This is a genomic window from Pseudomonas sp. D1HM, from assembly GCF_019266105.1.
Taxonomy (GTDB): Bacteria; Pseudomonadota; Gammaproteobacteria; order Pseudomonadales; family Pseudomonadaceae; genus Aquipseudomonas; species Aquipseudomonas taetrolens.
This window is the reverse complement of record NZ_LRMN01000014.1, coordinates 284,177-307,952: the sequence shown is the minus strand read 5'-3', so window position 1 is coordinate 307,952 and position 23,776 is coordinate 284,177. Positions and strand designations below refer to the sequence as shown.

General features: G+C 58.8%; 25 protein-coding genes. 2 read left to right on the top strand and 23 right to left on the bottom strand.

Going from position 1 to position 23,776, the window contains the following annotated elements; all coding sequences use genetic code 11:
- Positions 1 to 263 precede the first annotated feature (263 nt).
- The 14 genes from AWM69_RS15780 to AWM69_RS15715 all read right to left on the bottom strand — a co-directional run bounded on the left by AWM69_RS15780 (position 264) and on the right by AWM69_RS15715 (position 12,215).
- Positions 264 to 1,232, bottom strand: coding sequence for a GTP 3',8-cyclase MoaA (locus tag AWM69_RS15780; protein WP_131652471.1), 969 nt, complete (start codon positions 1,230 to 1,232; stop codon positions 264 to 266).
- A gap of 142 nt (positions 1,233 to 1,374) precedes the next feature.
- Complete coding sequence (locus AWM69_RS15775) at positions 1,375 to 2,016, bottom strand: TetR/AcrR family transcriptional regulator (protein ID WP_048377814.1); 642 nt, start codon at positions 2,014 to 2,016, stop codon at positions 1,375 to 1,377.
- A gap of 495 nt (positions 2,017 to 2,511) precedes the next feature.
- Positions 2,512 to 3,291: a TatD family hydrolase gene (locus tag AWM69_RS15770; protein ID WP_218727461.1), complete on the bottom strand. Its 780-nt coding sequence runs from the start codon at positions 3,289 to 3,291 to the stop codon at positions 2,512 to 2,514.
- Between the two features lie 35 nt (positions 3,292 to 3,326).
- Positions 3,327 to 4,313 carry a DNA polymerase III subunit delta' gene (locus tag AWM69_RS15765; protein WP_218727460.1) on the bottom strand — a complete coding sequence of 329 codons (987 nt, stop codon included), beginning with the start codon at positions 4,311 to 4,313 and terminating at the stop codon, positions 3,327 to 3,329.
- A complete protein-coding gene (gene tmk, locus AWM69_RS15760; protein WP_218727458.1) occupies positions 4,306 to 4,938 on the bottom strand; it encodes a dTMP kinase in 633 nt (210 codons plus the stop codon). Before tmk ends, AWM69_RS15765 begins: the two co-directional genes overlap by 8 nt.
- A gap of 22 nt (positions 4,939 to 4,960) precedes the next feature.
- Positions 4,961 to 6,046, bottom strand: a complete 1,086-nt coding sequence (gene mltG / locus AWM69_RS15755; RefSeq protein ID WP_218727457.1) for an endolytic transglycosylase MltG — start codon at positions 6,044 to 6,046, stop codon at positions 4,961 to 4,963.
- A gap of 3 nt (positions 6,047 to 6,049) precedes the next feature.
- The gene (gene pabC / locus AWM69_RS15750) at positions 6,050 to 6,868 is read right to left on the bottom strand and encodes an aminodeoxychorismate lyase (RefSeq protein WP_131652466.1); all 819 of its coding nucleotides are present in this window, start codon (positions 6,866 to 6,868) and stop codon (positions 6,050 to 6,052) included.
- Positions 6,868 to 8,112 (bottom strand): beta-ketoacyl-ACP synthase II, encoded by a 1,245-nt coding sequence (fabF, locus tag AWM69_RS15745; RefSeq protein ID WP_048377820.1) that lies wholly within the window; start codon positions 8,110 to 8,112, stop codon positions 6,868 to 6,870. Before fabF ends, pabC begins: the two co-directional genes overlap by 1 nt.
- Before the next feature lie 111 nt (positions 8,113 to 8,223).
- On the bottom strand, positions 8,224 to 8,460 hold the full coding sequence (gene acpP, locus AWM69_RS15740) for an acyl carrier protein (RefSeq protein ID WP_003175607.1): 237 nt from the start codon (positions 8,458 to 8,460) through the stop codon (positions 8,224 to 8,226).
- Between the two features lie 191 nt (positions 8,461 to 8,651).
- Positions 8,652 to 9,395, bottom strand: coding sequence for a 3-oxoacyl-ACP reductase FabG (fabG, locus tag AWM69_RS15735; protein WP_048377821.1), 744 nt, complete (start codon positions 9,393 to 9,395; stop codon positions 8,652 to 8,654).
- A 16-nt stretch (positions 9,396 to 9,411) separates the two neighbouring features.
- The gene (gene fabD, locus AWM69_RS15730) at positions 9,412 to 10,350 is read right to left on the bottom strand and encodes an ACP S-malonyltransferase (protein WP_218727455.1); all 939 of its coding nucleotides are present in this window, start codon (positions 10,348 to 10,350) and stop codon (positions 9,412 to 9,414) included.
- A 126-nt stretch (positions 10,351 to 10,476) separates the two neighbouring features.
- Positions 10,477 to 11,487 (bottom strand): phosphate acyltransferase PlsX, encoded by a 1,011-nt coding sequence (plsX, locus tag AWM69_RS15725; protein WP_048377823.1) that lies wholly within the window; start codon positions 11,485 to 11,487, stop codon positions 10,477 to 10,479.
- A 4-nt stretch (positions 11,488 to 11,491) separates the two neighbouring features.
- Complete coding sequence (rpmF, locus tag AWM69_RS15720) at positions 11,492 to 11,674, bottom strand: 50S ribosomal protein L32 (RefSeq protein WP_003442519.1); 183 nt, start codon at positions 11,672 to 11,674, stop codon at positions 11,492 to 11,494.
- Between the two features lie 13 nt (positions 11,675 to 11,687).
- Entirely contained in the window at positions 11,688 to 12,215 is a 528-nt protein-coding gene (locus AWM69_RS15715; protein ID WP_048377824.1) for a YceD family protein, read from the bottom strand.
- Between the two features lie 105 nt (positions 12,216 to 12,320).
- On the opposite strand from AWM69_RS15715, the gene AWM69_RS15710 reads away from it, so the two are divergent.
- Positions 12,321 to 12,899, top strand: coding sequence for a nucleoside triphosphate pyrophosphatase (locus AWM69_RS15710; protein ID WP_218727453.1), 579 nt, complete (start codon positions 12,321 to 12,323; stop codon positions 12,897 to 12,899).
- A gap of 117 nt (positions 12,900 to 13,016) precedes the next feature.
- Here AWM69_RS15710 and AWM69_RS15705 read toward each other — a convergent pair whose 3' ends face one another.
- Genes AWM69_RS15705 through rluC form a run of 3 tightly spaced genes read right to left on the bottom strand, consistent with a single transcriptional unit; the run spans position 13,017 to position 15,634 of the window.
- Complete coding sequence (locus tag AWM69_RS15705) at positions 13,017 to 14,003, bottom strand: S49 family peptidase (RefSeq protein ID WP_218727451.1); 987 nt, start codon at positions 14,001 to 14,003, stop codon at positions 13,017 to 13,019.
- A 22-nt stretch (positions 14,004 to 14,025) separates the two neighbouring features.
- Positions 14,026 to 14,688, bottom strand: coding sequence for an HAD-IA family hydrolase (locus AWM69_RS15700; protein ID WP_048377827.1), 663 nt, complete (start codon positions 14,686 to 14,688; stop codon positions 14,026 to 14,028).
- Positions 14,678 to 15,634 (bottom strand): 23S rRNA pseudouridine(955/2504/2580) synthase RluC, encoded by a 957-nt coding sequence (rluC, locus tag AWM69_RS15695; RefSeq protein WP_131652462.1) that lies wholly within the window; start codon positions 15,632 to 15,634, stop codon positions 14,678 to 14,680. Before rluC ends, AWM69_RS15700 begins: the two co-directional genes overlap by 11 nt.
- Before the next feature lie 705 nt (positions 15,635 to 16,339).
- Here rluC and rne point away from each other — a divergent pair.
- Positions 16,340 to 19,576 carry a ribonuclease E gene (gene rne / locus AWM69_RS15690; protein WP_218727450.1) on the top strand — a complete coding sequence of 1,079 codons (3,237 nt, stop codon included), beginning with the start codon at positions 16,340 to 16,342 and terminating at the stop codon, positions 19,574 to 19,576.
- 78 nt (positions 19,577 to 19,654) lie between these two features.
- On the opposite strand, the gene murB is transcribed toward rne, so the two are convergent.
- The 6 genes from murB to AWM69_RS15660 are packed head-to-tail and all read right to left on the bottom strand — an operon-like array spanning position 19,655 to position 23,775.
- A complete protein-coding gene (murB, locus tag AWM69_RS15685) occupies positions 19,655 to 20,674 on the bottom strand; it encodes a UDP-N-acetylmuramate dehydrogenase (RefSeq protein ID WP_218727448.1) in 1,020 nt (339 codons plus the stop codon).
- A gap of 58 nt (positions 20,675 to 20,732) precedes the next feature.
- Positions 20,733 to 21,497 (bottom strand): 3-deoxy-manno-octulosonate cytidylyltransferase, encoded by a 765-nt coding sequence (gene kdsB / locus AWM69_RS15680; protein ID WP_218727446.1) that lies wholly within the window; start codon positions 21,495 to 21,497, stop codon positions 20,733 to 20,735.
- Entirely contained in the window at positions 21,494 to 21,679 is a 186-nt protein-coding gene (locus AWM69_RS15675; protein ID WP_048377831.1) for a Trm112 family protein, read from the bottom strand. The genes kdsB and AWM69_RS15675 overlap by 4 nt, the downstream gene beginning before the upstream one ends.
- Before the next feature lie 25 nt (positions 21,680 to 21,704).
- A complete protein-coding gene (lpxK, locus tag AWM69_RS15670; RefSeq protein ID WP_218727445.1) occupies positions 21,705 to 22,715 on the bottom strand; it encodes a tetraacyldisaccharide 4'-kinase in 1,011 nt (336 codons plus the stop codon).
- Entirely contained in the window at positions 22,715 to 23,143 is a 429-nt protein-coding gene (locus AWM69_RS15665) for a biopolymer transporter ExbD (protein ID WP_218727443.1), read from the bottom strand. The genes lpxK and AWM69_RS15665 overlap by 1 nt, the downstream gene beginning before the upstream one ends.
- Positions 23,140 to 23,775, bottom strand: a complete 636-nt coding sequence (locus AWM69_RS15660) for a MotA/TolQ/ExbB proton channel family protein (protein WP_048378438.1) — start codon at positions 23,773 to 23,775, stop codon at positions 23,140 to 23,142. Before AWM69_RS15660 ends, AWM69_RS15665 begins: the two co-directional genes overlap by 4 nt.
- Between the last annotated feature and the right edge of the window lies 1 nt (position 23,776).

Genomic DNA, 23,776 nt, shown 5'->3' with positions numbered 1-23,776 from the left:
GGTAAAGGCAAAGGGCGTGCCGATGGCTTCATCGCCGGTAAACCCCAGTACCTGAAACTCGGATTCGGCAGCGTTGATACTCAGGCTAAAGCGCTTATGACGGTCATAAGTGGTCATCCGTGATTCTTCCCTTAAAGAAAGGGCTGAACGCTAACGGATAGGCCGGAATCGTGGATGTAGGAGACTTCTGAAAGGATTTAGCGAAGTGTTTCTTTATCGTTCTTGCACCTGCCCTCGATGCATGAGGACGCAACCAGAACGGGCTAACCGCCGATGATTTTCATCACGGTAGCACCACCCGAGAAGGCGACTTCCTGTTTGTCGCCCAAGGCTTTCAGCAGCAGCCCTTGCAGCGCCGGGAGGGCCTCATGCCGCGGCTTGTTCAGCAGATCGCCCACATAATGCCTGTTGCTCGACGACAGGCATCCATGCAGCCATCCCGTGGACGACAACCGCAGGCGCGAGCAGGTTCGGCAAAACGGCACGCTCTCATTGGCAATCACCCCGAAATAACCGAGGCCCGGTATCTGATAGCGCACCGCGGTGGCATCGACCGGCGCATCGGCCTGCAGGTACGCATAGCGCTCGCCGATCAATGACAACAGTTGTTGCAGGCTGACGAACTGTTGCAGGAACGCATTTCCATCGCTGGCCAAATGCCCCATGCGCATCAACTCAATGAAACGCAGTTCGTAGCCCCGCTCCAGGCAGAACGCCAGCAGCGGCATGACCTGATCCAGGTTCTGCCCGCGCAGCGGCACCATGTTGACCTTGATCTTGATCCCGGCGTCATGAGCCTGCTGCAGGCCGTCAAGAACGGTAGGCAAATCGCCGCCACGGGCAATCGAGCGGAAGGCATCCGGATCAAGGGTGTCGAGGGAAACGTTGAGGCGGCGAATGCCAGCCTCCAGCAGTAATGGCAACTTGCGTGCGAGCAACTGGCCGTTCGTGGTGAGGCTGATATCACTCAACCCCAACTGGCCGACGTCGCGCATAAAGGTTTCGAGCTTGGGGCTGACCAGCGGCTCGCCCCCGGTAATCCGTAATCGCTCGATGCCGGCGGCTTCAATCAGGTAAGCCACGCCGCGCACCATGGCTTCGGCCGACAGTTCATCCTGCGCCGCGACCAACCGCTTGCCATTGGGCACACAGTAAGTGCAGGCATAGTTACAAGCAGACGTCAGACTGATACGCAAGTTGCGAAAACGTCTGCCTTGGCGATCAACGATCATGGATGACTCCGGCGGAGGGAAGGCAGCGTGCCAAAACCCGGTTCAAGCATCAAGCTCCCCCAGAGGGGTGACCGTCATGACACGGCCACAGGCTCTGACGCAGTCTGAGTATAGGCTTCAGGCTGCGAGCCGTGCATGTAACTTACTCGACTGCCGGGGTGTCGGTGTCACGCTTGCGTTTGTTGCCCATACGCACACCGATGTCCATCAAGAACTGAAAGAAACCTTCCTGATCTTCCAGCACATTACTCCAGAACGGCGAGTGATACAGCGCAACGGCGCCGTGCACCAAGGCCCAGGCGGCGCAGTAATGGAAGTAAGGCGGTACATCTTCGAGTTTGCCTTCGCTGATACGGCCTTTGATCAGCAGGGTCAGATGCTCAAAGTTGGACGCGCGAATCTTATGCAGTTCTTCAACCAGTTCGGGGACCTGATTGCCCTTGACGACCTTTTCTTCCAGGCGGTCAAACAACCGGTAGCGCTGCGGATCGCGCATGCGAAACTCAAAGTAGGCGCGCGACAGCGCTTCTTTGTCTTTGTCCACGTCAGCAGAAAGCAGCAGCTCGTTCAAATCGCGCTCATAGTCGAGCATCAGGCGCAGGTAGATTTCGGCCTTGGACTTGAAATGCTTGTAGATCGTGCCTTTGCCGATACCTACGGCATCAGCGATCATCTCGACGGTGACGCTGTCTTCACCTTGTTCGAGGAACAGCTTGAGCGCGGTATCGAGAATTTCTTGCTCGCGGCGACGAAACTCACGGACCTTACGGGGTTCTTTGTGCATAAGAGAAGGTCTGTAGGGGTCAAAATCGAAGCCAAGCATTATGCCTAAGTCACGCTAAATTGCACGGATCATCCTGCATATCGATATTTTCACCTCCGCTCGCCCTGCCACGATGCGCACTCAAACGAATGACGCGTATTCCAAATCTGTTTAAAAAACGAACAATATCGACTGGAAGTCCGGCAAAGCTGACCAATACTTAAGTAGGTCGGCGTAGCACCTCCCCCAAGTGATTCGCCGATAAAAGGCAGCAACGGAATGTCGGCCTTTGTTTTACTCCTAATGGTCTTAACCCGGATTCCCCAGAGCCCGGGTTTTTTTTAACTTCCATTCAGACACTGCCGAGCCCCGCCATGGTGCTTCGTCAGCGGCTACAGAGATGATGTAGCAGCGGACGAGTAGAACGAGGCCGCGTCCTGCGCCGCGGCCATAAACCTGACACGCCGAGAGGCCTGAACTCAAGACGGCTACGGTGCTCGACTGGCAGCAGAGCCTCTACAACCGGGCCTGCGGGAACAGACGCTTGAAGTTCTCGGTGGTCTGCTCGGCAAAGCGTTCGTAGGACTCCCCCCGCAACATGGCCAAGAACTCGGCCACTTCGCGCACGTATTGCGGCAGGTTCGGCTTGCCGCGATAGGGAATCGGAGCCAGGTAAGGCGAGTCGGTCTCTACCAGCAAACGGTCGGCCGGCACCTGACGGGCGACATCACGTAATGCTTCAGCATTCTTGAAGGTCACGATACCCGACAAGGAGATGTAAAAACCCAGGTCCAGTGCAGCCTTGGCCATGTCCCAGTCTTCGGTAAAACAGTGCAGCACGCCGGCCTGGGGCAAGGCCGCCTCACGCAGCAACGCCAGAGTATCGGCCCGGGCGCCACGGGTATGTACCACCACTGGCTTGCCGGTCTGTTGCGCCGCTTGCAAATGCACCCGGAACGACAGCTGCTGCAACTCGGCCGCCTCGGGTTCGTAGTGATAATCCAGGCCGGTTTCACCAATTGCCACCACCCGCGGGTGATTCAACTCACCCAGCAGCCAGTCCAGTGCCGGTGCCGCGCCGGGCTGAACATCCAGCGGATGAACCCCCACCGAGCAATCGACATCGGCATAGCGATCGGTCAGGGCTTTGACATCGGCCGCGTTATCGGCACTCACGCCAATGCACAGAAAGTGCCCGACACCCCGCTGGCGCGCAGCCTCAAGGGCGGCATCCAGCGAGCCGTCATGGGCACTCAGATCAAGGCGATCGAGATGGCAATGGGAGTCAACCAGCATACAAATTTTTCCTGCCTGTCAATTTCAGTCTCAAATCAGCGCTGGCCGGGCAGATTTGCCCACTGCACCAGTAACGCCTCCAGCAACAGATCACGATTAAGATTGGCCTTGCCCAGCACCTTTTGACGCTGTGCAAGAATCCAGTCCTGAATGCTCAGAACTTTTTCCTGCGCGGCTTTCTGCGCCAGGTACTGCAACACTTTACGCATATCCGCCAACCCAAGCCCTTCTTCGTCTTGAGTCAGTTGATAACGCAAAATCAGGCTGGCCCAATCGCAAAACCAGTCAAACAGCAGCAATAGCGGAATGGCCTTCCAACTCTCAACCAATTGACTGGCCGACAGTTCGCGCTTGAGCAGCTTCTTGACGCCCTCCACCACCGCCGCACGCTGTTCGCGTACACCCTGCGCCTGCAACTTGACGGCGACCAAGGGGGAACCGGCCGCCAATGTCAGCAACTCGATACGCTCTTCAGGGCTGGAATCGGGCAAGGCTTTAACGAGCCATTCAAGGCTCAGGGCTTCGCTCGGCAATGGGCACGCTTGCTGCACACAGCGGCTGCGAATGGTCGGCAACAGGCGACTCGACTGATGGCTGACCAGCAGCAACACCGTATTGCCTGACGGTTCTTCAAGGCTTTTGAGCAGCGCGTTGGCGGCGTTGATGTTCATCGACTCGACAGGCTCGACCAGCACGACCTTGCGCCCGCCCAACTGAGCGGTCTGCACAACAAAACTGACCAGATCGCGCACCTGGTCGACCTTGATCACCTTGTCGGCTTCTTCAGGCTCAAGAATGTAATTATCGGGGTGGCTCCCGGCTGCCAGCAATGCGCATGACTTGCAGGTACCGCAAGCCTCGAGCCCTACCGGCGTCTTGCACAGCAAGCTGGCCATGAGTCGCTCCGCCAGGGCGCGCTTACCAATCCCGGCCGGCCCGTGCAGCAAATAGGCATGCGCATGCTGCGCGCGCCCCGCCATCTGCTGCCAGAGGCTGTCTTGCCATGGATAAGCCTCAGCCACGGTGCAACTCCAGCAATTGCGGGAGCAAGCCATCCAGCTGATCCTGAACGTTTTCCAGTGATTGAGCCGCATCGACCAGGCGGTAACGTGCCGGGTCGGCCTCGGCACGCTTGAGGTAGGTGCTGCGCACGGCATCAAAGAACATACGGCCTTCTTGCTCGAAGCGATCCAGTCGGCCCCGGGCACTGGCCCGCGCCATGCCGACTTCGATCGGCAAATCAAATACCAGTGTCAGGTCTGGACGCAGCGAGCCTTGTACAAAGCTCTCGAGCACGGCGATGCGCGCGTGCGACAAACCTCGACCGCCGCCCTGATAGGCATAGGTTGCATCGGTAAAACGATCACACAGCACGACGGCTCCACGGGCCAGTGCAGGCCGAATCACTTCGGCCAAATGCTGGGCGCGGGCAGCGAACACCAGCAACAGTTCAGTGTCGGCGCACATGGCCTCGTCACTTGGCGCCAACAGCAGTTCCCGGATCCGCTCGGCCAAGGGTGTGCCACCTGGCTCACGGGTCAGCACCACATCGATACCGGCGGCGCGCAAACGCTCGGCCAGGTATTCGCGGTTAGTGCTTTTACCCGCACCTTCGGGGCCTTCCAGGGTAATAAACAAGCCAGTCACAGGCAGCAGTCCTTAATCAGTGTCATTGCGCGCCTTGCGGCTCGGCCTCGACAGGCGCCGGCTCGGCAGCAGGGGCTGGCGCAGGGCTCGAACGGTAATCGGCGCGACGTTTGAGCTGGAACTCTCGCACAGCCGTGTTGTGCGCATCCAGATCATTGGAAAATATGTGGCTGCCATCACCCTTGGCTACAAAATACAGGCTACTGCCACTGACCGGGTGCAAGGCGGCATTGATGGCTTCACGCCCGACCATCGCAATCGGTGTCGGCGGCATGCCGGGAATGGTGTAGGTGTTGTACGGCGTTGGCTCGCGCAAATGCGCACGGGTTAGCTTGCCGTTATACCGCTCGCCCAATCCGTAGATCACTGTAGGATCCGTTTGCAGTGGCATGCCGATTTTTATGCGGCGCACGAAAACCCCGGCAATCTGCCCGCGCTCGTGCGGCACTCCGGTTTCCTTTTCGACCAGAGAGGCCATGATCAAGGCTTGATAAGGGTCGCTATACGGCAGGTCAGGAGCGCGCTGCTCCCATTCCTCGGCCAGGACTTTCTCCAGACGATCATAGGCTTTACCGAGCAGCTCGGCATCGGTCATGCCCCGCACAAAGCGATACGTATCCGGGAAGAATCGCCCTTCGGGAAACTCGCCCGGATGGCCGAGCTTTTCCATGACCTCGCTGTCGCTCAGGCCATCGAGGGTTTGCTCAATTTTTTCATGACGGGCCAATGCACTGCGCACCTGACGAAAAGTCCAGCCTTCGACCAGCGTCAGGCTGTACTGCACCACTTCGCCACGCTGCCACAGGCCAATCAGTTCCTGGGCGGTCATGCCGGGCATCATGCGGTACTCGCCGCTGTGCAACGGCTGACCTTCCAGATTGAAGCGCCAGTACAGACGCAACCAGAGTGCATCCCGAAGTGTGCCGCTGGCTTCAAGACGATTAAAGGTCCCGGTCGGGGTTGCGCCTGCCGGTACATCCAGCAGTTGTTCTTGAGTCAGATTGAGCGGTTGTTCCAGCGCAGAATTGAGCTTCCAGGCACTGGCGCCCAACAACAGGCCGGCCAGCACCAGAGCTGTTTGTAGCAGCACCAAGCATTTACGTTTCACGAATCAAACATCCAATAGGGTGCGAGCAATACTTTGCAGTTTACGGGTGAGCGGCCCCACCGGCCAGCTCAGGTCGGCAAATGCACGTACGGGCCAAACGCCATACACGCTGTTGCAGACGAAGAGTTCATCAGCCTGTTGCAACTGCTCCAGGCTGATGTCTGTGACATGTAAAGGGATCGCCAGGCGTTCAGCCTCGGCCAGCAGTGCAGCCCGCATGACACCGGCCACGCCGCAGCGCTGCAGGTCAGCCGTGACCAGCACGCCCTCGCGCACCAGGAACAGGTTGCTGAACACACCCTCAATGATCCGGCCCGAGGTGTCACGCATCAGACCTTCGGCATAGGCCGGGTCTTGCCATTCGGCGCGGGCAATCACCTGTTCCAGGCGGTTGAGGTGTTTGAGCCCCGCCAGCAGCGGCTGCTCGGCCAGACGAGTGGCGCAGTCAAACAGCTCGATACCTTGCAGCGCGTTGGCCTCAGGGTAAGCGGCGGCAGGACCGGCTTGAAGAATTCTTCGGGGTTGGGCCCCCGGGGATACGCCATAACCGCGCAGGCTGTCGCCTCGGGTCAGGATGAGCTTAAGCACGCCTTCGCCCATCGCTTGGGCATAAGCCAGCAATTCGCAGCGGATCAATGACTGATCCGCCGCGATCGCCAGCCGGCTGCATCCGTTCGCCAGACGCTGCAAATGCAGGTCCAGCAACAATGGCTGGCCGGCCTTGACTGCAATAGTCTCGAACAGACCATCGCCGTAGGCCAGCCCACGGTCTTTGAGCGACGCCAAGGCGTGCGCGGGGTGACCGTCGACCCAGCTTTGCATCACTCGGCGTACCGGCGGAAAACCAGCGAACCGTTGGTACCGCCAAAGCCGAACGAGTTGCTCAGCACCACGTCGATCGGCATTTCGCGCGCAGTATGCGGCACGAAGTCGAGATCACAGCCTTCATCAGGCTCGTCGAGGTTGATCGTCGGCGGCGCGACCTGGCTATTGATCGCCAGCACGCTGAAGATCGCCTCGACTGCACCGGCCGCACCCAGCAAGTGACCGGTCATGGACTTGGTCGAACTCACGGCCAGGTTATAGGCGTGATCACCAAACACCGACTTGATCGCCGAGACTTCTGCCAGGTCACCGGCAGGTGTCGAAGTGCCGTGGGCGTTGATGTACTGCACTTGCTCGACGTTCACCTTGGCATCACGCAGGGCATTGGTGATGCAGCGTGCGGCACCGGCACCGTCAGCGGGAGGCGAAGTCATGTGATAAGCATCGCCGCTCATCCCGAACCCGATCAGCTCGGCATAGATGGTCGCACCGCGAGCCTTGGCATGCTCCAGCTCTTCAAGTACCAGCGCACCAGCACCATCGGACAGGACAAAACCGTCACGGCCTTTGTCCCAGGGACGGCTGGCACGGGTCGGGTCGTCGTTGCGGGTCGACAGTGCACGGGAAGCACCGAAGCCGCCCATGCCCAGTCCGCAAGCGGCCATTTCAGCACCGCCGGCAATCATTACATCGGCTTCGCCGTAAGCAATGTTGCGCGCCGCCATGCCGATGCAGTGCGTACCCGTGGTACACGCCGTGGCGATGGCGTAGTTAGGCCCCTGTGTACCCAGATGGATAGACAGGAAACCGGAAATCATGTTGATGATCGAGCCTGGCACGAAGAATGGAGAAATCCGTCGCGGGCCTTGATCATGCAAGGTACGGCTGGTTTCTTCGATATTGGTCAAACCACCAATACCCGACCCCATCGCCACACCGATGCGCTCACGATTGGCGTCGGTAACTTCAAGACCGGCATTACGCACAGCCTGAAATCCGGCTGCCAAACCGTATTGAATAAACAGGTCAAGTTTTCGGGCTTCCTTGACGGAGAGGTAATCCTCAACGTTAAAGCCCTGAACCGAGCCGCCAAAACGGGTGGTATAGGCAGAAAGATCCGTGTGTTCGATCAGACCAATGCCACTTCGGCCTGCCAGAATGCCTTGCCAGGTGCTTGGTACATCAGCACCCAGTGGCGACAACATCCCCATACCGGTGACTACGACGCGTCTACGCGACACAGCACTCTCCTTTATTCTATTGACGACACTTTGCATCACGCCTAAAGAAAAAACCGCACGCCATAGCGGCAGTGCGGTTTTTCCATGACAGCGAGCAACGATTACAAACTATTAAGCCTGGTGGCTAGTAACGTAATCGATAGCGGCTTGTACAGTAGTGATCTTTTCAGCTTCTTCGTCAGGAATTTCAGTCTCGAATTCCTCTTCCAGAGCCATCACAAGCTCAACGGTGTCAAGGGAGTCGGCACCCAGGTCTTCTACGAAGGAAGCAGTGTTAACGACTTCTTCTTCTTTCACGCCCAGTTGCTCGGCAACGATTTTCTTGACGCGTTCTTCGATGGTGCTCATACCTTGTTTTCACTCCTAATGGACAAATTCAGGCAGCTGGCCAGTGGGCAAGTGTATCGAAAGGCTTTTCAGTTTTTCAACTGAAAGCTTTGCACTCGTCCCGCAATAACCCGCTGCCTATAAATAGATTGCAGCTTTATAACGGATTTTAGACAGCTCGTATGACATTTTTTTAAAACAATCCGTCACATTTAACTCATGTACATCCCACCGTTGACCGGGATTGTAGCCCCGGTCACGTAGGCTGCACCGTCCGAAGCCAGGAAAGCGACCACGCTAGCGATCTCTTGAGCCTGACCCAAACGGCCCAGCGGAATCTGCGCCTGCAAGGCTTCACGCTGTGCTTCTGGCAACTCCCGGGTCATATCGGTATCGATAAACCCTGGAGCCACCGAGTTGACCGTAATCGAACGCGAGCCAACTTCACGTGCCAATGCACGACTGAAACCTTCAAGGCCAGCCTTGGCTGCGGCATAGTTTACTTGGCCTGCGTTGCCCATGGCACCCACAACAGAGCCAATACTGATAATTCGTCCCCAACGCGCCTTGGTCATGCCGCGCAAAACGCCCTTGGACAGGCGGAACAGACTGTTCAAATTGGTGTCGACAACGTCATGCCATTCGTCATCTTTCATGCGCATCATCAGGTTATCGCGTGTGATACCGGCATTATTGACCAGGATTGCCGGCGCACCGAACTGTTCCTGAATGCTGGCCAGCACCGCAGCAACTGATTCGTCGCTGGTGACATTGAGTTCCATGCCAGCGCCCTGAATACCATTTTCCTTCAGGGTGGCAGTAATACGTTCGGCACCGGTGGCAGACGTCGCAGTACCAATGACAACGGCACCCATACGACCCAACTCCAACGCGATAGCCTGGCCAATGCCACGGCTCGCGCCCGTTACCAGTGCAACTTTACCTTGCAAGCTCATGAAGGCTTCTCCTAATTCAGGCCAGTGCCGCACGAGCGGCAGCGAAGGCATCCGGGGTGTTCAAGTTGTGAGTCGTTACGCCTTCAGCGCAACGCTTGCTGATGCCGACCAGGACTTTGCCCGGCCCGCACTCAACCAATTCAACCGGGCCTTTGGCGGCCAGATATTGAACCGACTCAACCCAACGTACAGGCTTGTACAGCTGCTCGAGCAGATCACGCTTGAGGGTTTGCAAATCAGTCGCAACCGAAGCACTGACATTCTGCACCAGCGCGATGGTCGGCATTTTCCAGTCAATGGCTTCGATGGACTCGGCAAACCGTTCAGCCGCCGGACGCATCAGCTCGCAATGCGAAGGTACGCTGACCGGCAGCGGCAGCGCACGCTTGGCGCCACGCGCCTTGCAGCCTTCCATAGCGCGCTCGACAGCAGCCTTGGCACCTGCAATCACGACCTGGCCAGGAGAATTGAAATTCACGGCACTGACCACTTCGCCTTGCGAGGCTTCAGCGCATGCTGCCAGCACGTCTGCATCTTCCAGACCCAGGATCGCCGCCATGGCGCCCTGACCGGCCGGAACAGCCTCCTGCATCAAACGACCACGACGCTCGACCAGCTTGACGGCTTCAGCCAGTGTCAGGCATTCAGCTGCAACCAGGGCGCTGTACTCGCCCAGGCTGTGCCCGGCGACAAACGCAGGACGTGCGCCACCCTCAGCCAGCCACAGGCGCCACAAGGCAACTGAAGCGGTCAGGATGGCAGGCTGGGTAATATCAGTCTGGTTCAGCTGCTCCGCGGGACCCTCTTGGGTCAGTGCCCACAGGTCGTAACCCAGAGCATCGGAAGCTTCCTTGAATGTTTCCAGGACCAGCGGATGCTCCGCGCCCAGCTCGGCCAACATGCCGAGGGACTGCGAACCCTGCCCTGGAAAGACGAATGCGAGGGATGTAGACATGTAACAAGCCCCTAATAATCTTGTCGTCGGAGAATTGACGTCCTGCCGTGGCGGACGCAAGAAACTGACAGTTGGATGGCTGATTAGACCGAGCGGTCACATTAAAGCATCCGGCCGGTAAAACGCCTACGGCAACATCCCGTCAAGGCGCCCATACAAACGCTTTGGCAGGTCTTCATGGATTTCAATCAGTGCGCGCTCTATCGCACTCTGAAAGCCCTGAGCACCTGCCGAACCGTGACTCTTGATCACAATCCCCTGCAGCCCGAGAAAACTCGCACCGTTGTGCCGGGCAGGCGCAAGGTCTGCCCGCAAACGCCGCATCAGCGGCAACGCGAGAACACCCACGAACCGGCTGAACAGCGTACGCCTGAATACCGCCTCGAGCCTGTCCGAGATCATCGTCGCGAGACCTTCACTGGATTTGAGCAAGATATTGCCGACAAACCCATCACACACCACCACATCGGCCTCGCCACGGTACACACCATCACCTTCGACAAAGCCGATGTAATGCAAACCTGGCGCAGCCTGCAACAAGGCTGCCGCCTCTTTGACCTGCTGGTTACCCTTGACGTCTTCGGTGCCGATATTGAGCAAGGCAACCCGGGGACGAGGAACACCCAGCGCCTGCGCCGCCACAGACCCCATTACCGCAAACTGGAACAACTGTCCGGCCGTGCAGTCGACATTCGCCCCCAAGTCGAGCAACTGACAGTAGCCGGACTGGGTCGGGACTGCCGCGACCATCGCCGGGCGGTCAATCCCCGGCAAGGTCTTGAGCACATGCCTGGACAACGCCATCAGCGCTCCGGTATTCCCGGAACTCACGCACGCCTGAACCTTGCCGTCGCGAAGCAGCTCCAGCGCCACACGCATGGACGAGTCCGGCTTGCCGCGCAATGCATGCGAAGGCCGTTCGCTCATGGCGATAACATCTGAAGCATGGGTAATCGTAAGGCGCGAGCGATCCACAGCCGAATGGCCGGAAATCAGTTCTTCAAGCAAGGAGGATTGACCGACGAGGGTCAGGTGTAACGAGGGAGTAGCAGACAGGCAGGCAATGCACGCCTGAACAATGCTGCGGGGACCGAAGTCCCCGCCCATTGCGTCGATCGCGATGACCTGAACGGACAAGTGATTACTCGTCAGCGCCCTTGTCGATCACTTTACGACCACGGTATACGCCTTCTGGCGATACGTGGTGACGCAGGTGAATTTCACCGGTGGTTTTTTCTACAGACAGAGTGCTAGCCGAAAGAGCATCGTGCGAACGACGCATGTCACGGGCAGAGCGGGATTTTTTGTTCTGCTGAACAGCCATAATTGATTAACTCCTAAACGTTTGGGTCACGCTTTAACTGCGCCAATACACTGAACGGGTTGGACCGCGTTACCACGTCCTCGCACGGTTCGGGCTCATCGAGACCCGCCGGCTGCTGGCATTCTTCCGGATGATGAGCAGGCACAATGGGCAAGGCAAGCAAAAGCTCCTCCTCGATCAGTGACTGCAGATCCAAAGGATCTTCGCCCAGTTCCAGCACGTCATAACCTTTCGGTAACGACTGGGTATTCGCACCCTCTTTCACCACAGCATAACTGCATTCGCTGTGGATCGGCAGGGTGACCAGCTCAAGACAACGCTGGCAAACCATTTTGACCTCAACGTCGATGGAGCTGTGTATTACCACAGATCTTCGCTCGTCGCGCTCAAAAACAAATTTAGCCTGGACCTTACCGACAGTGTCGGAAAGCGGGTCGCAGAGTCTCTCCAAATCAGCCAGCAGCACTTCACCTTGAAGGGTAGTGCCACGATCAGCTAATTTGCGCGGGTCAACGTGAGGTGGAATCGGGTCATTCAACATAGGCGCAGCATTCTAGGGACGACCCCCTCACCTGTCAAAGGAAATTGTGCCTGTGCGACAACCGATACTCTCGCTAAAATTCCCGGCTACCCACAGGAGACGTGAATGCTGCCTTTATTACTCGCTTCAAGCTCGATTTATCGCCGCGACTTATTGGCTCGCCTGCGTCTGCCTTTCAACTGCAGTTCACCCGATATCGACGAAAGCCACCGCCCGGGCGAGTCCGCACGCGAACTGGTCGAGCGCCTGTCCCTGGAGAAGGCCCGCGCACTTGCCAACAGTCATCCCGGACACCTGATCATCGGCTCCGACCAGGTGGCAGTACTCAACGGCCACATCATCGGCAAGCCCCACACCTTCGACAAGGCTCGCCAGCAGCTAATGGACGCCAGCGGAGCCAGCGTGACGTTCCTCACCGGCCTGACCCTGCTCAACGCCCGGACAGGCGACCACCAGACAGACTGCATCCCCTTCACCGTCCACATGCGCACACTCGGCACTGAACAGATTGAGCGCTACCTGCTTGCCGAGACACCCTACGACTGCGCTGGCAGCTTCAAGGCCGAGGGCCTGGGAGTCAGCCTGTTCCAACGCACCGAAGGTGACGACGCTACCAGCCTGGTGGGCCTGCCACTGATACGGCTGATCGACATGCTGCTTGTCGAGGGCGTTACCATCCCCTGAACTGCAAGGACTTGCCTGCCCCTCGCAAAGGAGCAAGCCAGCCCGCCGGTCAGATGCCTGTCCAGCGCCCACAAAAAAGCCGGCCTTCTCAGGCCGGCTTTTTTTGATGCCTGGCGATCAACGCAAGGTCGGCCCCTGAAACCCCATCCACAGGGCCAGTTGCTCCGCCACACTCGCACCCAGCTTTTTCGAGAAGCGGTCGAAAGGCGACTCTTGCACCGTGAAGTCAACCAGTTCCTTTTCACCGATCACGTCACGCGCCACAGAACTGGCATTACCCAATCCATCGATCAAACCCAAAGGCAGCGCCTGCTGACCGGTCCAGACCAACCCCGAAAACAGCTCAGGATGCTCCTTATCCTTCAAACGGTCGCCACGCCCCTGCTTGACGCTGGCAATGAACTGCTCATGGGTCACATTCAGCACACCTTGCCAGAACTTGGTCTCGCCCGGCTTCTCAGGCTCAAACGGATCCAGGAACGCCTTGTGCTCACCCGACGTGTAGGCCCGACGCTGAATGCCCAGCTTTTCCATGGCACCGACAAAACCGAAGCCTGCCGCCGTCACACCAATGGAACCCACCAGACTGGCCTTGTCGGCATAGATCTGGTCGGCAGCACTGGCTATGTAATACGCACCGGAAGCGCCCAGATCCGAAATCACCGCATAGACCTTGGTCCCGGGATGCAAACCCCGCAAACGACGGATTTCATCGTAGACATAACCCGACTGCACCGGACTGCCGCCCGGGCTATTGATCCGCAGGACCACACCCTTGACCTTTGGATCATCAAACGCAGCCTGCAGACTGGTGACCAGGTTATCCGCACTCGCAGGCTCTTTATCGGCAATCACACCGCGCACATCGATCAGTGCGGTATAGCCCTGACCACTCATTGCACCACGCTCCATCTCCATCAGCGGCGTTAGCGACAACAACGCAACCAGCAATAGGCAGAACGTAAGCAATTTGAAGAAAATGCCCCAGCGCCGGGCTCGGCGCTGCTCCTGGATCCCCGCCAGCAGGGTTTTTTCCAGCAACTTCCAGCTTTTCTCATCACCCGCGACCGGCTCAGACTCAGGCGCCTTCCATTGATCAACCATGCTTTACTCCCAGTCTGATTCTTTAATTGGCCTGCCGACCCAGCCAGGCGTGCAACTGCGAAAAGGTGTCAATCGCCAGCCGGGGCTCGAACGCCAGCAAGCGCTCCATTGACTGAGCACCATAGCCTACCGCCACAGAGTCAATGCCCGCATTGCGCGCCATCTGCAAATCGAAGGTCGCATCACCCACCATCAAGGCGTGCTCCGGCCGCACATCGCAATGGGCCAGAATCTGGTTCAGCATCAATGGATCAGGCTTGCTTGCCGTCTCATCGGCCGCACGGGTGACATCGAAGAAGTCCTCCCAGCCATGCGCCTTGAGTACACGATCAAGCCCGCGGCGCGCCTTGCCCGTGGCAACCGCCAGCCGATAGCCCTCGGCACGAAACGCCTCAAGCGACTCCAGGACACCGTCAAAGAGCGGCGAAGGCTCGGTATCCATGGCGATATAGACATCCGCATAGTGCTGGCGAAAATCAACCACCTGCGCATCCGTCATCTCGGGATAGAGCGTAAGAATGGCCTCGGGCAAACCCAGACCAATAATGCCCTTGACCGAATCTTCGTCACGCTCCGGATGACCCGAACGCTGCGCTGCGACCTGCATCGCGGTCACGATACGACCAATGGAGTCTGCCAGCGTGCCATCCCAGTCAAAAATCAGCAGCTTGTACTCAGTCGGCACTCAGTCGCTCCACGGTTTTGGCCCACATTTCATCGACCGGCGCCTGCAACTTCAACTCGCCGCCATCCGGCAGCGGCACCGTGAGCATGTAGGCATGCAGGAACAAGCGCTTGCCGCCCAAGTCACGAATCTCTTTAGAGAACCCCTCGTCGCCATACTTGGTATCACCTGCGATGCAGTGCCCCGCGTGCAGCGTGTGCACACGAATCTGGTGCGTACGCCCGGTGATGGGCCTGGCCTCGATCATGGTGGCGAAATCACCGAAGCGGCGCAGTACCTTGAACACCGTGACGGATTCCTTGCCTTCTTCATTGACCTCAACCATGCGCTCGCCGGAGCGCAAATTGCTCTTCATCAGCGGCGCACGCACTTGCTTGATCGAAGTCGCCCAGTTGCCACGCACCAGCGCCATGTAGCGCTTGTCGACACCGTCGCCACGCAATGCTTCGTGCAGGTGGCGCAACATGCTGCGCTTTTTGGCAATCATCAGCAGGCCGGAGGTGTCACGATCCAGACGGTGCACCAGTTCCAGTTCCTTGGCATCCGGACGCATCTGGCGAAAGGCTTCAATCACGCCGAAAGTCAGGCCGCTACCGCCATGCACGGCGATGCCGGCCGGCTTGTTCAGCACAATCAGCGCTTTGTCTTCATAAACAATCGCCGCTTCGAGCCGTTGCAGCAAGCCCTGCGCCACAGGCACAGGCTCGTCACGCTCAGGCACGCGAACCGGCGGCACGCGCACAATGTCGCCCGCCTGCAATTTGTACTCGGGTTTGATCCGGCCCTTGTTCACACGCACTTCGCCTTTGCGCAAAATGCGGTAAATCAAGGTCTTGGGCACACCCTTGAGTCGGGCTAGCAGGAAGTTGTCGATGCGTTGGCCGGCATATTCCGGCAAGACCTCAAGCAGCTGAACGCTGGGGGTCGGGGGGGTCGTGGTCGTCATGCGGCGGATGATAACAATTTTTATGGAATTGAAGCACTTAATCATTGCTGCTATAGTCGCGAACGCCGCCAAAAGCGGCCTGGACAGCGGATTAACGGTGTATCACCGGCCCTGACCAACGCTCTTCACGAGGACGCGAGGCCGTCCTACGGGGCTTTTGCTGCATACGAAATACTTGGAGTTGTAACAAGCGCAGGTGACATGAGGCCTGAAGCGAGCCTGGAAAGCAGAGTGAAAACTCGCCTTTTATGCCGATATTCACGGCCAGTTCACAAAGTGCAGTCAGCTTCGGGAATTTCGAGCGAATGTTTCGGAAACATCGCCTTTATTAGCCATGATGCGTGAACTCCCCTTTTGGAGAACACGGTAAATGCCAACCCGCTGCGGATTCTGCGCGCGGCAGCACCCGAATTATCAGGGATACGTGTAGGGTGGAGATGCACAACCGTTGGACTGTGTAGCAATAGGCTTTATCAAGACGCTTCATCTCGTCCACAGCCACCGGTTGATTCCTCCTCCTGACTGAGTGCTTAAGTCACCACAGCAAGCAGGAAGCGTAAGTCGCGACTTCGCCCCCTTTGGTCGAACTCGCTGGACACTGGAGTGGCCAACTGCTCCTGACGCACCTGACACCGACCGTGAGAAGTCGTGTGTGCCGAACGCCGTTTCCGGTAGCCCGGAAACCGACGGTACAACATGAAAAGAATGCTGATTAACGCAACTCAACCTGAAGAGTTGCGTGTTGCACTGGTAGATGGCCAACGCCTCTACGACCTGGACATCGAGTCGGGTGCGCGCGAGCAGAAGAAAGCCAACATTTATAAAGGCCGTATTACTCGCATCGAACCAAGCCTTGAGGCTGCCTTTGTCGATTTCGGCTCTGAGCGCCACGGCTTCCTGCCCCTGAAGGAAATCTCCCGCGAGTACTTCAAGAAAGCACCTGAAGGTCGCGTAAACATCAAGGACGTCCTGACCGAAGGCCAGGAAGTCATCGTGCAGGTTGAAAAGGAAGAACGTGGCAACAAGGGCGCAGCCCTGACCACCTTCATCAGCCTCGCCGGCCGCTACCTGGTGCTGATGCCCAACAACCCGCGTGCCGGCGGCATCTCCCGCCGTATCGAAGGCGAAGAGCGCAACGAGCTGCGTGAAGCCCTGAACGGCCTGATCGCTCCTGCCGACATGGGCCTGATCGTTCGTACTGCCGGCCTTGGCCGCAGCAGCGAAGAAATGCAGTGGGACCTCGATTACCTGCTGCAGCTGTGGACCGCCATTAAAGAAGCCTCGCTGGATCGCGCCGCGCCATTCCTGATCTATCAGGAAAGCAACGTGATCATTCGCGCCATCCGTGATTACCTGCGCCAGGACATCGGCGAAGTACTGATCGACAGCGTTGAAGCCCAGGACGAAGCCCTGACCTTCATTCGCCAGGTGATGCCGCAGTACGCCAGCAAAATCAAACTGTACGAAGACAGCGTTCCGCTGTTCAATCGTTTCCAGATCGAAAGCCAGATCGAGACCGCCTTCCAGCGCGTCGTTGAACTGCCTTCCGGCGGCTCCATCGTTATCGACCCGACCGAAGCCCTGGTGTCCATCGACATCAACTCGGCCCGCGCCACCAAAGGCAGCGATATCGAAGAAACCGCACTGCAAACCAACCTTGAAGCGGCTGAAGAAATCGCCCGTCAGTTGCGCTTGCGCGACATCGGCGGCCTGATCGTCATCGACTTCATCGACATGACCCCAGCCAAAAACCAGCGCGCCGTGGAAGAGAAAGTCCGCGAATGCCTGGAAGCAGACCGCGCCCGCGTTCAAGTCGGCCGTATCTCGCGCTTCGGCCTGCTGGAAATGTCCCGTCAACGCCTGCGTCCTTCCCTGGGCGAGAGCAGCGGCATCGTGTGCCCGCGCTGCAACGGCACCGGCATCATCCGTGACGTCGAGTCGCTGTCCCTGGCCATTCTGCGCCTGATCGAAGAAGAAGCCCTGAAAGACCGTACTGCCGAAGTACGCGCCCAGGTGCCAATCCCGGTTGCCGCTTTCCTGCTGAACGAAAAACGCAACTCGATCACCAAGATCGAACTGCGCACCCGTGCCCGCATCGTCATTCTGCCGAACGACCATCTCGAAACGCCGCACTTCGAAGTTCAGCGTCTGCGTGATGACAGCCCGGAAGCCCACACCAACCAGTCCAGCTATGAAATTGCTGCGGCTGCCGCTGAAGTGGAAGAAGTGCAACCTGCTGCCGCGACCCGCACCCTGGTTCGTCAGGAAGCTGCAGTCAAGACTGCCCCGGCACGCACCTCGGCACCGGTTCCGACCGAAGCCGCCGCGCCAGCACCTGCAGCAGCGCCAGCACCGACCGTCTCCGAGCCAAGCCTGTTCAAAGGTCTGGTCAAGTCGCTGGTCAGCCTGTTCGCCTCCAAGGAAGAACAGCCGGCAGCCCCTGCCGTGGCCGAGAAGCCAGCTGCCACCCCGGAGCGTCCGGCCCGCAACGAAGAACGTCGCAATGGTCGCCAGCAGAGCCGCAACCGTAATGGTCGCCGCGACGAAGAGCGCAAGCCGCGTGAAGAACGTGCACCTCGCGAAGAGCGCGCCCCGCGCGAACCCCGTGAAGTACGCGAGCCTCGCGAAGAAACGCCAGCCGTTGCCGTGACGCGCGAAGAGCGGGCTCCACGTCCGCCACGCGAAGAACGTGCTCCTCGCGCGCCTCGTGAAGACCGCAAGCCACGTGGTGAAGGCCGTGAAGAACGCGTACGCGAATTGCGCGAACCTCTGGATGCCGCACCTGCCGTCGCTGCCGCTGCCGCTGCCACGACTGCCACAGACGAACGCCCTGCTCGTGCACCACTCGAAGAACGCCAACCGCGCGCTCCACGTGAAGAACGCGCTCCGCGCGAAGAGCAAGTGATCGCGGCAGTTGAAGACGAAGAAGCCGTTTCGACTGCTGAGCAAGCCCAGGACGAGTCGCAGGAGAACGCCGAAGGCGATCGTCCTCGCCGCCGCTCCCGTGGTCAGCGTCGTCGCAGCAACCGTCGTGAACGTCAACGCGATGCCAACGGCAATGTGATTGAAGGCTCGGAAGAGAACAGCGAAGAAGCCAACGCTGAAAACGCGCCAGTAACCACTTCCGAACTGGCCGCCGGCCTTGCTGTTACTGAAGCTGTTGCCAGCTCGGTCATCAGCGCACCGGCTGAAGCCGAGGCCCATCAACAAGCCGAACGTGCCACACAAGCCACCCGGGAAGCTGCACCCGCCGAGGCCGAAGTTGCTGTCCAGGCTCCGAGCGAAGTCACTGCCGTTGAAACTCCGGCAGTCGAAACTGCTCCGGTTGTTGAAACCCCGGCGGTAGAAGCTCCAGTGGTTGAAGCACCTGCCGCTGAAGTGACCAGGACTCCGGATGTTGAAGTTGCACCGGCACCCCAGGCTCAACCTGAAGCCCAGGTCGTGATCGAACCTGCCCCTGCAATCGAAACGCCAGTGGTCGCTGCCCCGGAGCCTGTGATCGAAGTCGCAACTTCAGCGGTTGAAACCCCACGCGTAGAAACGCCGGTTACCGAGGCGCCAGTCATCGAAAACGCCCCTGAACCCGCCAAGGAAGTTCGCGTAGTCCGCGAGCCAATTGCCGAGCCAGCCATCGTTGAGGCCGCACCTGCTCCAGTAGCAGAACCGGTTGTCGCTGAAGTCGCCGCACCTGAAGCCATAGTAGAGACGGTTGTTACCGAACAGCCTGTCCCCACTGAAGTCGTGGCTTCGGAACTGGTAGACGTGGTTGCTCCAGCAGCCGCTCCGGCTGCAAGCACTCTGCCAAGCAACGGTCGTGCACCAAACGACCCGCGCGAAGTACGTCGTCGCAAGCGTGAGGCGGCTGCAGCTGCTGCCGCTCAGGCATCTGCGAACGAAACCGTAGCCCACGATAAAGAGCCCGAGTCTAAACCCCTCGCCTAAATCCAAAGGCCACTAAAAAGCCCCGCCAGTGTTGAACTGGCGGGGCTTTTTTTATGTCGCTTCCAACACTGTAAAACGTCAGTAGACGTTGGGTTCCATCTCCAGCTGCACGCCAAAGCGCTGCTCGATATCAATCTGGATTCGGTGCGCCAACGCCAACAGCTGTTCGCCGGTAGCCGAACCGTAGTTGACCAGCACCAGCGACTGCAAGCGATGCACGCCCGCATCCGCCTCGCGGAAGCCTTTCCAGCCAGCAGTTTCAATCAACCAGCCCGCCGCCAGCTTCACTTGCCCGTCAGGTTGCGGGTAACCGACCAGACCGGGGTACGCCAGCTTCAATTCAGCTGCGAGTAACGCCGGCACCACAGGATTCTTGAAGAAGCTGCCCGCGTTGCCCAGCACAGCCGGATCCGGCAGTTTTTCGCTGCGAATACTGCTGATTGCCCGGCTGACATCACTGGCAGTGGGGTGCTCGACGCCCTGCTCACTCAAGCGCTGTCGCACAGGGCCATATTCCAGGTGCAAGTGCGCGGCACGACTCAAGGCAAACCTCACCCGCAAAATCAACCAGCGCCCGGGATGCTGCTTGAACACGCTGTCGCGATAGCCGAAATTGCACTCGGCCAGCTCGAACTCCCGCAACTCGCCGGTTTGCCGATCAAGCGCTGTCAGCCCGGCAAATACATCTTTGATCTCAACCCCGTAAGCCCCGATATTTTGCATCGGCGCAGCCCCTACCGTACCGGGGATCAGACTGAGGTTCTCAAGGCCGGACAGCCCTTGCTCCAACGTCCACAGCACAAAGGCGTGCCACACTTCACCCGCTTCGGCCTCAACCACCACCCGTTCGCCGTCATCCTCCAGCAAGCGAATGCCGCGACTGGCCATCTGTAAAACCAGTGCCTGGACATCACCGGTCAGCAGCAAGTTACTGCCGCCGCCAATGACCAGCAAAGGCAGTTTTTGCTCAGCCGCACACAACAGCGCCTCATGCACATCGGCATCGCTGCGGGCTTGCGCAAACAGGCTTGCCCGGACATCAACGCCAAAGCTGTTGAAGGGCTTGAGCGAGGCATTGATCTGCAACTGCAAACTCATAAGTGTCCCTTCAGTTCAATCATCAGCGCGTCGTATGCCGGTTTCAGGGTATGCCCCATCACCCCTCCAACAAACGCCGAACGCGCTCAAGGTCTTCGAGCGTATCAACGCCCGCAGGCGGTGCTTCGAGCACGTCTGCCACGTGTATCCGCACCCCATGCCACAACGCCCGTAATTGTTCGAGACGCTCGGTATTCTCCAGCCAGCAAGGGCCCCAGCCCACAAAATCGTGCAGGAAACCTGCCCGATATGCATAGATGCCGATATGGCGACGGTATGGCACGCCCGCCGGCAACGCGCCAGGCTGCCGGGCGAAGTCATCACGGGCCCACGGCAACGTGGCCCGGCTGAATGTCAGGGCCAGCCCATTGATGTCGCTGACTACCTTGACCACATTCGGGTTGAACAGCGTTTCAACGTCTTCGATCGGCTCTGCCAGGGTCGCCATGCTCGCCTCGCTGTGAGCGGCCAGATTAACCGCTACCTGATCGATCACCTGCGGCGGAATCAGCGGCTCGTCACCCTGGACATTGACCACGATGGCATCGCTGGCCAGGCCCAATTGCGTCACCACTTCGGCCAAGCGGTCGGTGCCCGACTCGTGATCGGTACGGGTCATCAACACTTCAGCGCCAAACGCCTTGCAGGCTTCGACAATACGCGCATCATCCGTGGCAACCACAACCCGTTGCGCGCTGCTTTTACAGGCCTGTTCCCAGACATGCTGAACCATCGGCTTGCCGGCAATCATTAGCAGCGGTTTGCCAGGCAACCGGGTCGAGCCGAAGCGCGACGGAATAACGACTGTAAAAACCGGGATCATTTATCCAGACGCTCGTCAGGGCTGAGGGTACGGGCTTCGGTTTCGAGCATGACGGGAATACCGTCACGGATCGGATAGGCCAGACCGGCGCCCTTGCTGATCAGTTCGGTCTTGTCGGCACTGAGCTTGAGCGGGCCTTTGCAAACAGGGCAAGCAAGGATATCGAGCAGTTTGGTGTCCATGAGTGTTCCCCAGGATAAAGATGAGTTAGGGCAAAAGACGATCAGGTAAAAGACGCGCGAGCTGTTGGTCAAACCAGAGGACAAAAGCCTCGGACGGCACCGCATCTACCGCCAGGTACCACCAGTCCGACAACGCGAAGTCACGGCACTTCACCGCATCCTTCTCGGTCATGACCAGGGGTAATGGCGGGGTAAAACTCAAGACCTCGGCGCTATAGGCCGCGTGATCTGCAAAAGCATGGGCAACAGGCCGCCAGTGTAGCGTTTCAAGGGTATTGAAGAAACGCTGCGGATTACCGATGCCGGCCACCGCGTGCAGCGCTTGTTGCGCCGGGAAGAAGTCCAGCGGCTGGCGTTCACCACTGCGTAGATTGATCAGCGCCGTCGGCTGCAATTGAAAGGCAAAACCTCCTTGCGGGTCGCAGGCGGCACCGTTGTAAAGCACGGCATCAACACTCTGCAGACGCTCGACTGGCTCACGCAGCGGCCCGGCAGGCAGGCAGCGGCCGTTACCCAGGCCTCTGGCGTTGTCGATCAGCACCAGCTCCAGATCGCGAGCCAAACGGTAGTGCTGCAAGCCGTCGTCGGACAGGATCAGGTCCAGCGGTTCGCTGTCCAGCAGGGCCTTGACCGCCCGGCTGCGATCCGGGTCGATCATCAGGGGCACACCGCTGCGCTGCACAATCAGCAATGGCTCATCACCCGCTTGCGCGGCACTTTGCCCGGCACTCACCCGCCACGGCAATTGCGGGGGGCTGGCGCCATAGCCCCGACTCACCACACCGACCTTCAGGCCCTTACGCTGGCAATGGTCGATCAGCCACAGGATCAGAGGTGTCTTGCCGGTGCCCCCGACCGTGATGTTGCCGACGACGACCAATGGCACCGGTGCCCGATAGATATCCCCCTCGCCTGCCACAAAGCGCGCACGCTTGCGTTCGACAACACGGCGATAAAGCGACTCCAGAGGTCGTAACAACGTGAGCAACGGATGCCCGGCGTACCAGGCGCGCAACAAGCGATCGGACATGGCCATCAGGGGGTCGTCTGCGCCTCGACGGTAGTCATGCGCAAGTGGCTGAAGCCGAGTTTGCCGGCTGCATCCATTGCCGTGATGACCGCCTGGTGTGGGGTCTTGCCATCAGCCGAGATCGACAGCGCAAGCGTCGTATCGCCGCCGGACTCTTTTTGCAGCGCCTCGATCAGGCTCGCCAGATCGTTCTTCGGCAAGACCTGGTTGTTTACCGAAAACACGCCATCTGCACTGATGGCGATATCGACTTGCCTGGCATTTTGATCCTCGCTGGGAGAACCGCTGACAGCTTCAGGCAAATCGACCTGCAACTGGGTTTCACGGGTGAAGGTAGTGGTCACGACAAAAAACAGCAGCAGAATGAACACCACATCGATCAACGACGCGAGGTTGATATCGACCGTTTCCCGGGGCTTGCGGCGAAACTTCACGCTTTGCTCCCGACCATGTCGACTTCACGGTCGCCCTGCACCACTTCGACCAGCTTGATCGCTTCCTGCTCCATGCCGACTACCAGCTCATCGACACGACGTTGCAGGAAACGATGGAAAAACACCGCCGGAATACCGACCATCAGACCGGCAGCAGTCGTAATCAGCGCCTTGGAGATCCCGCCCGCGAGGACCGCTGCGTTGCTGGTCATGCCCGCGCCCATGAACGAGCTAAAGATATCGATCATGCCCAGCACCGTACCGAGCAGGCCCAGCAATGGCGCCATCGCGGCAATCGTACCCAGTGCATTGAGGTAGCGCTCCAGCTCGTGAATCACACGTGCGGCGGCTTCTTCGATGCACTCTTTCATGATCTCGCGGCCATGCCGGGAATTGGCCAGGCCGGCGGCCAGGATTTCCCCCAGCGGAGAGTCGGCGCGCAACTGCTGGAGCTTGTCCTTGTCCAGTTGTTTGTCCTTTATCCAGACCCAAACCTGACCGAGCAGGTGCGCCGGCGTCACGCGACTGGCACGCAGGGTCCACAAACGCTCGACAATAATGCCCAGCGCGGCAACAGAGCTCAGAATGATCGGCAGCATCATCCAGCCGCCGGATTTGACCAGTTCCCACACA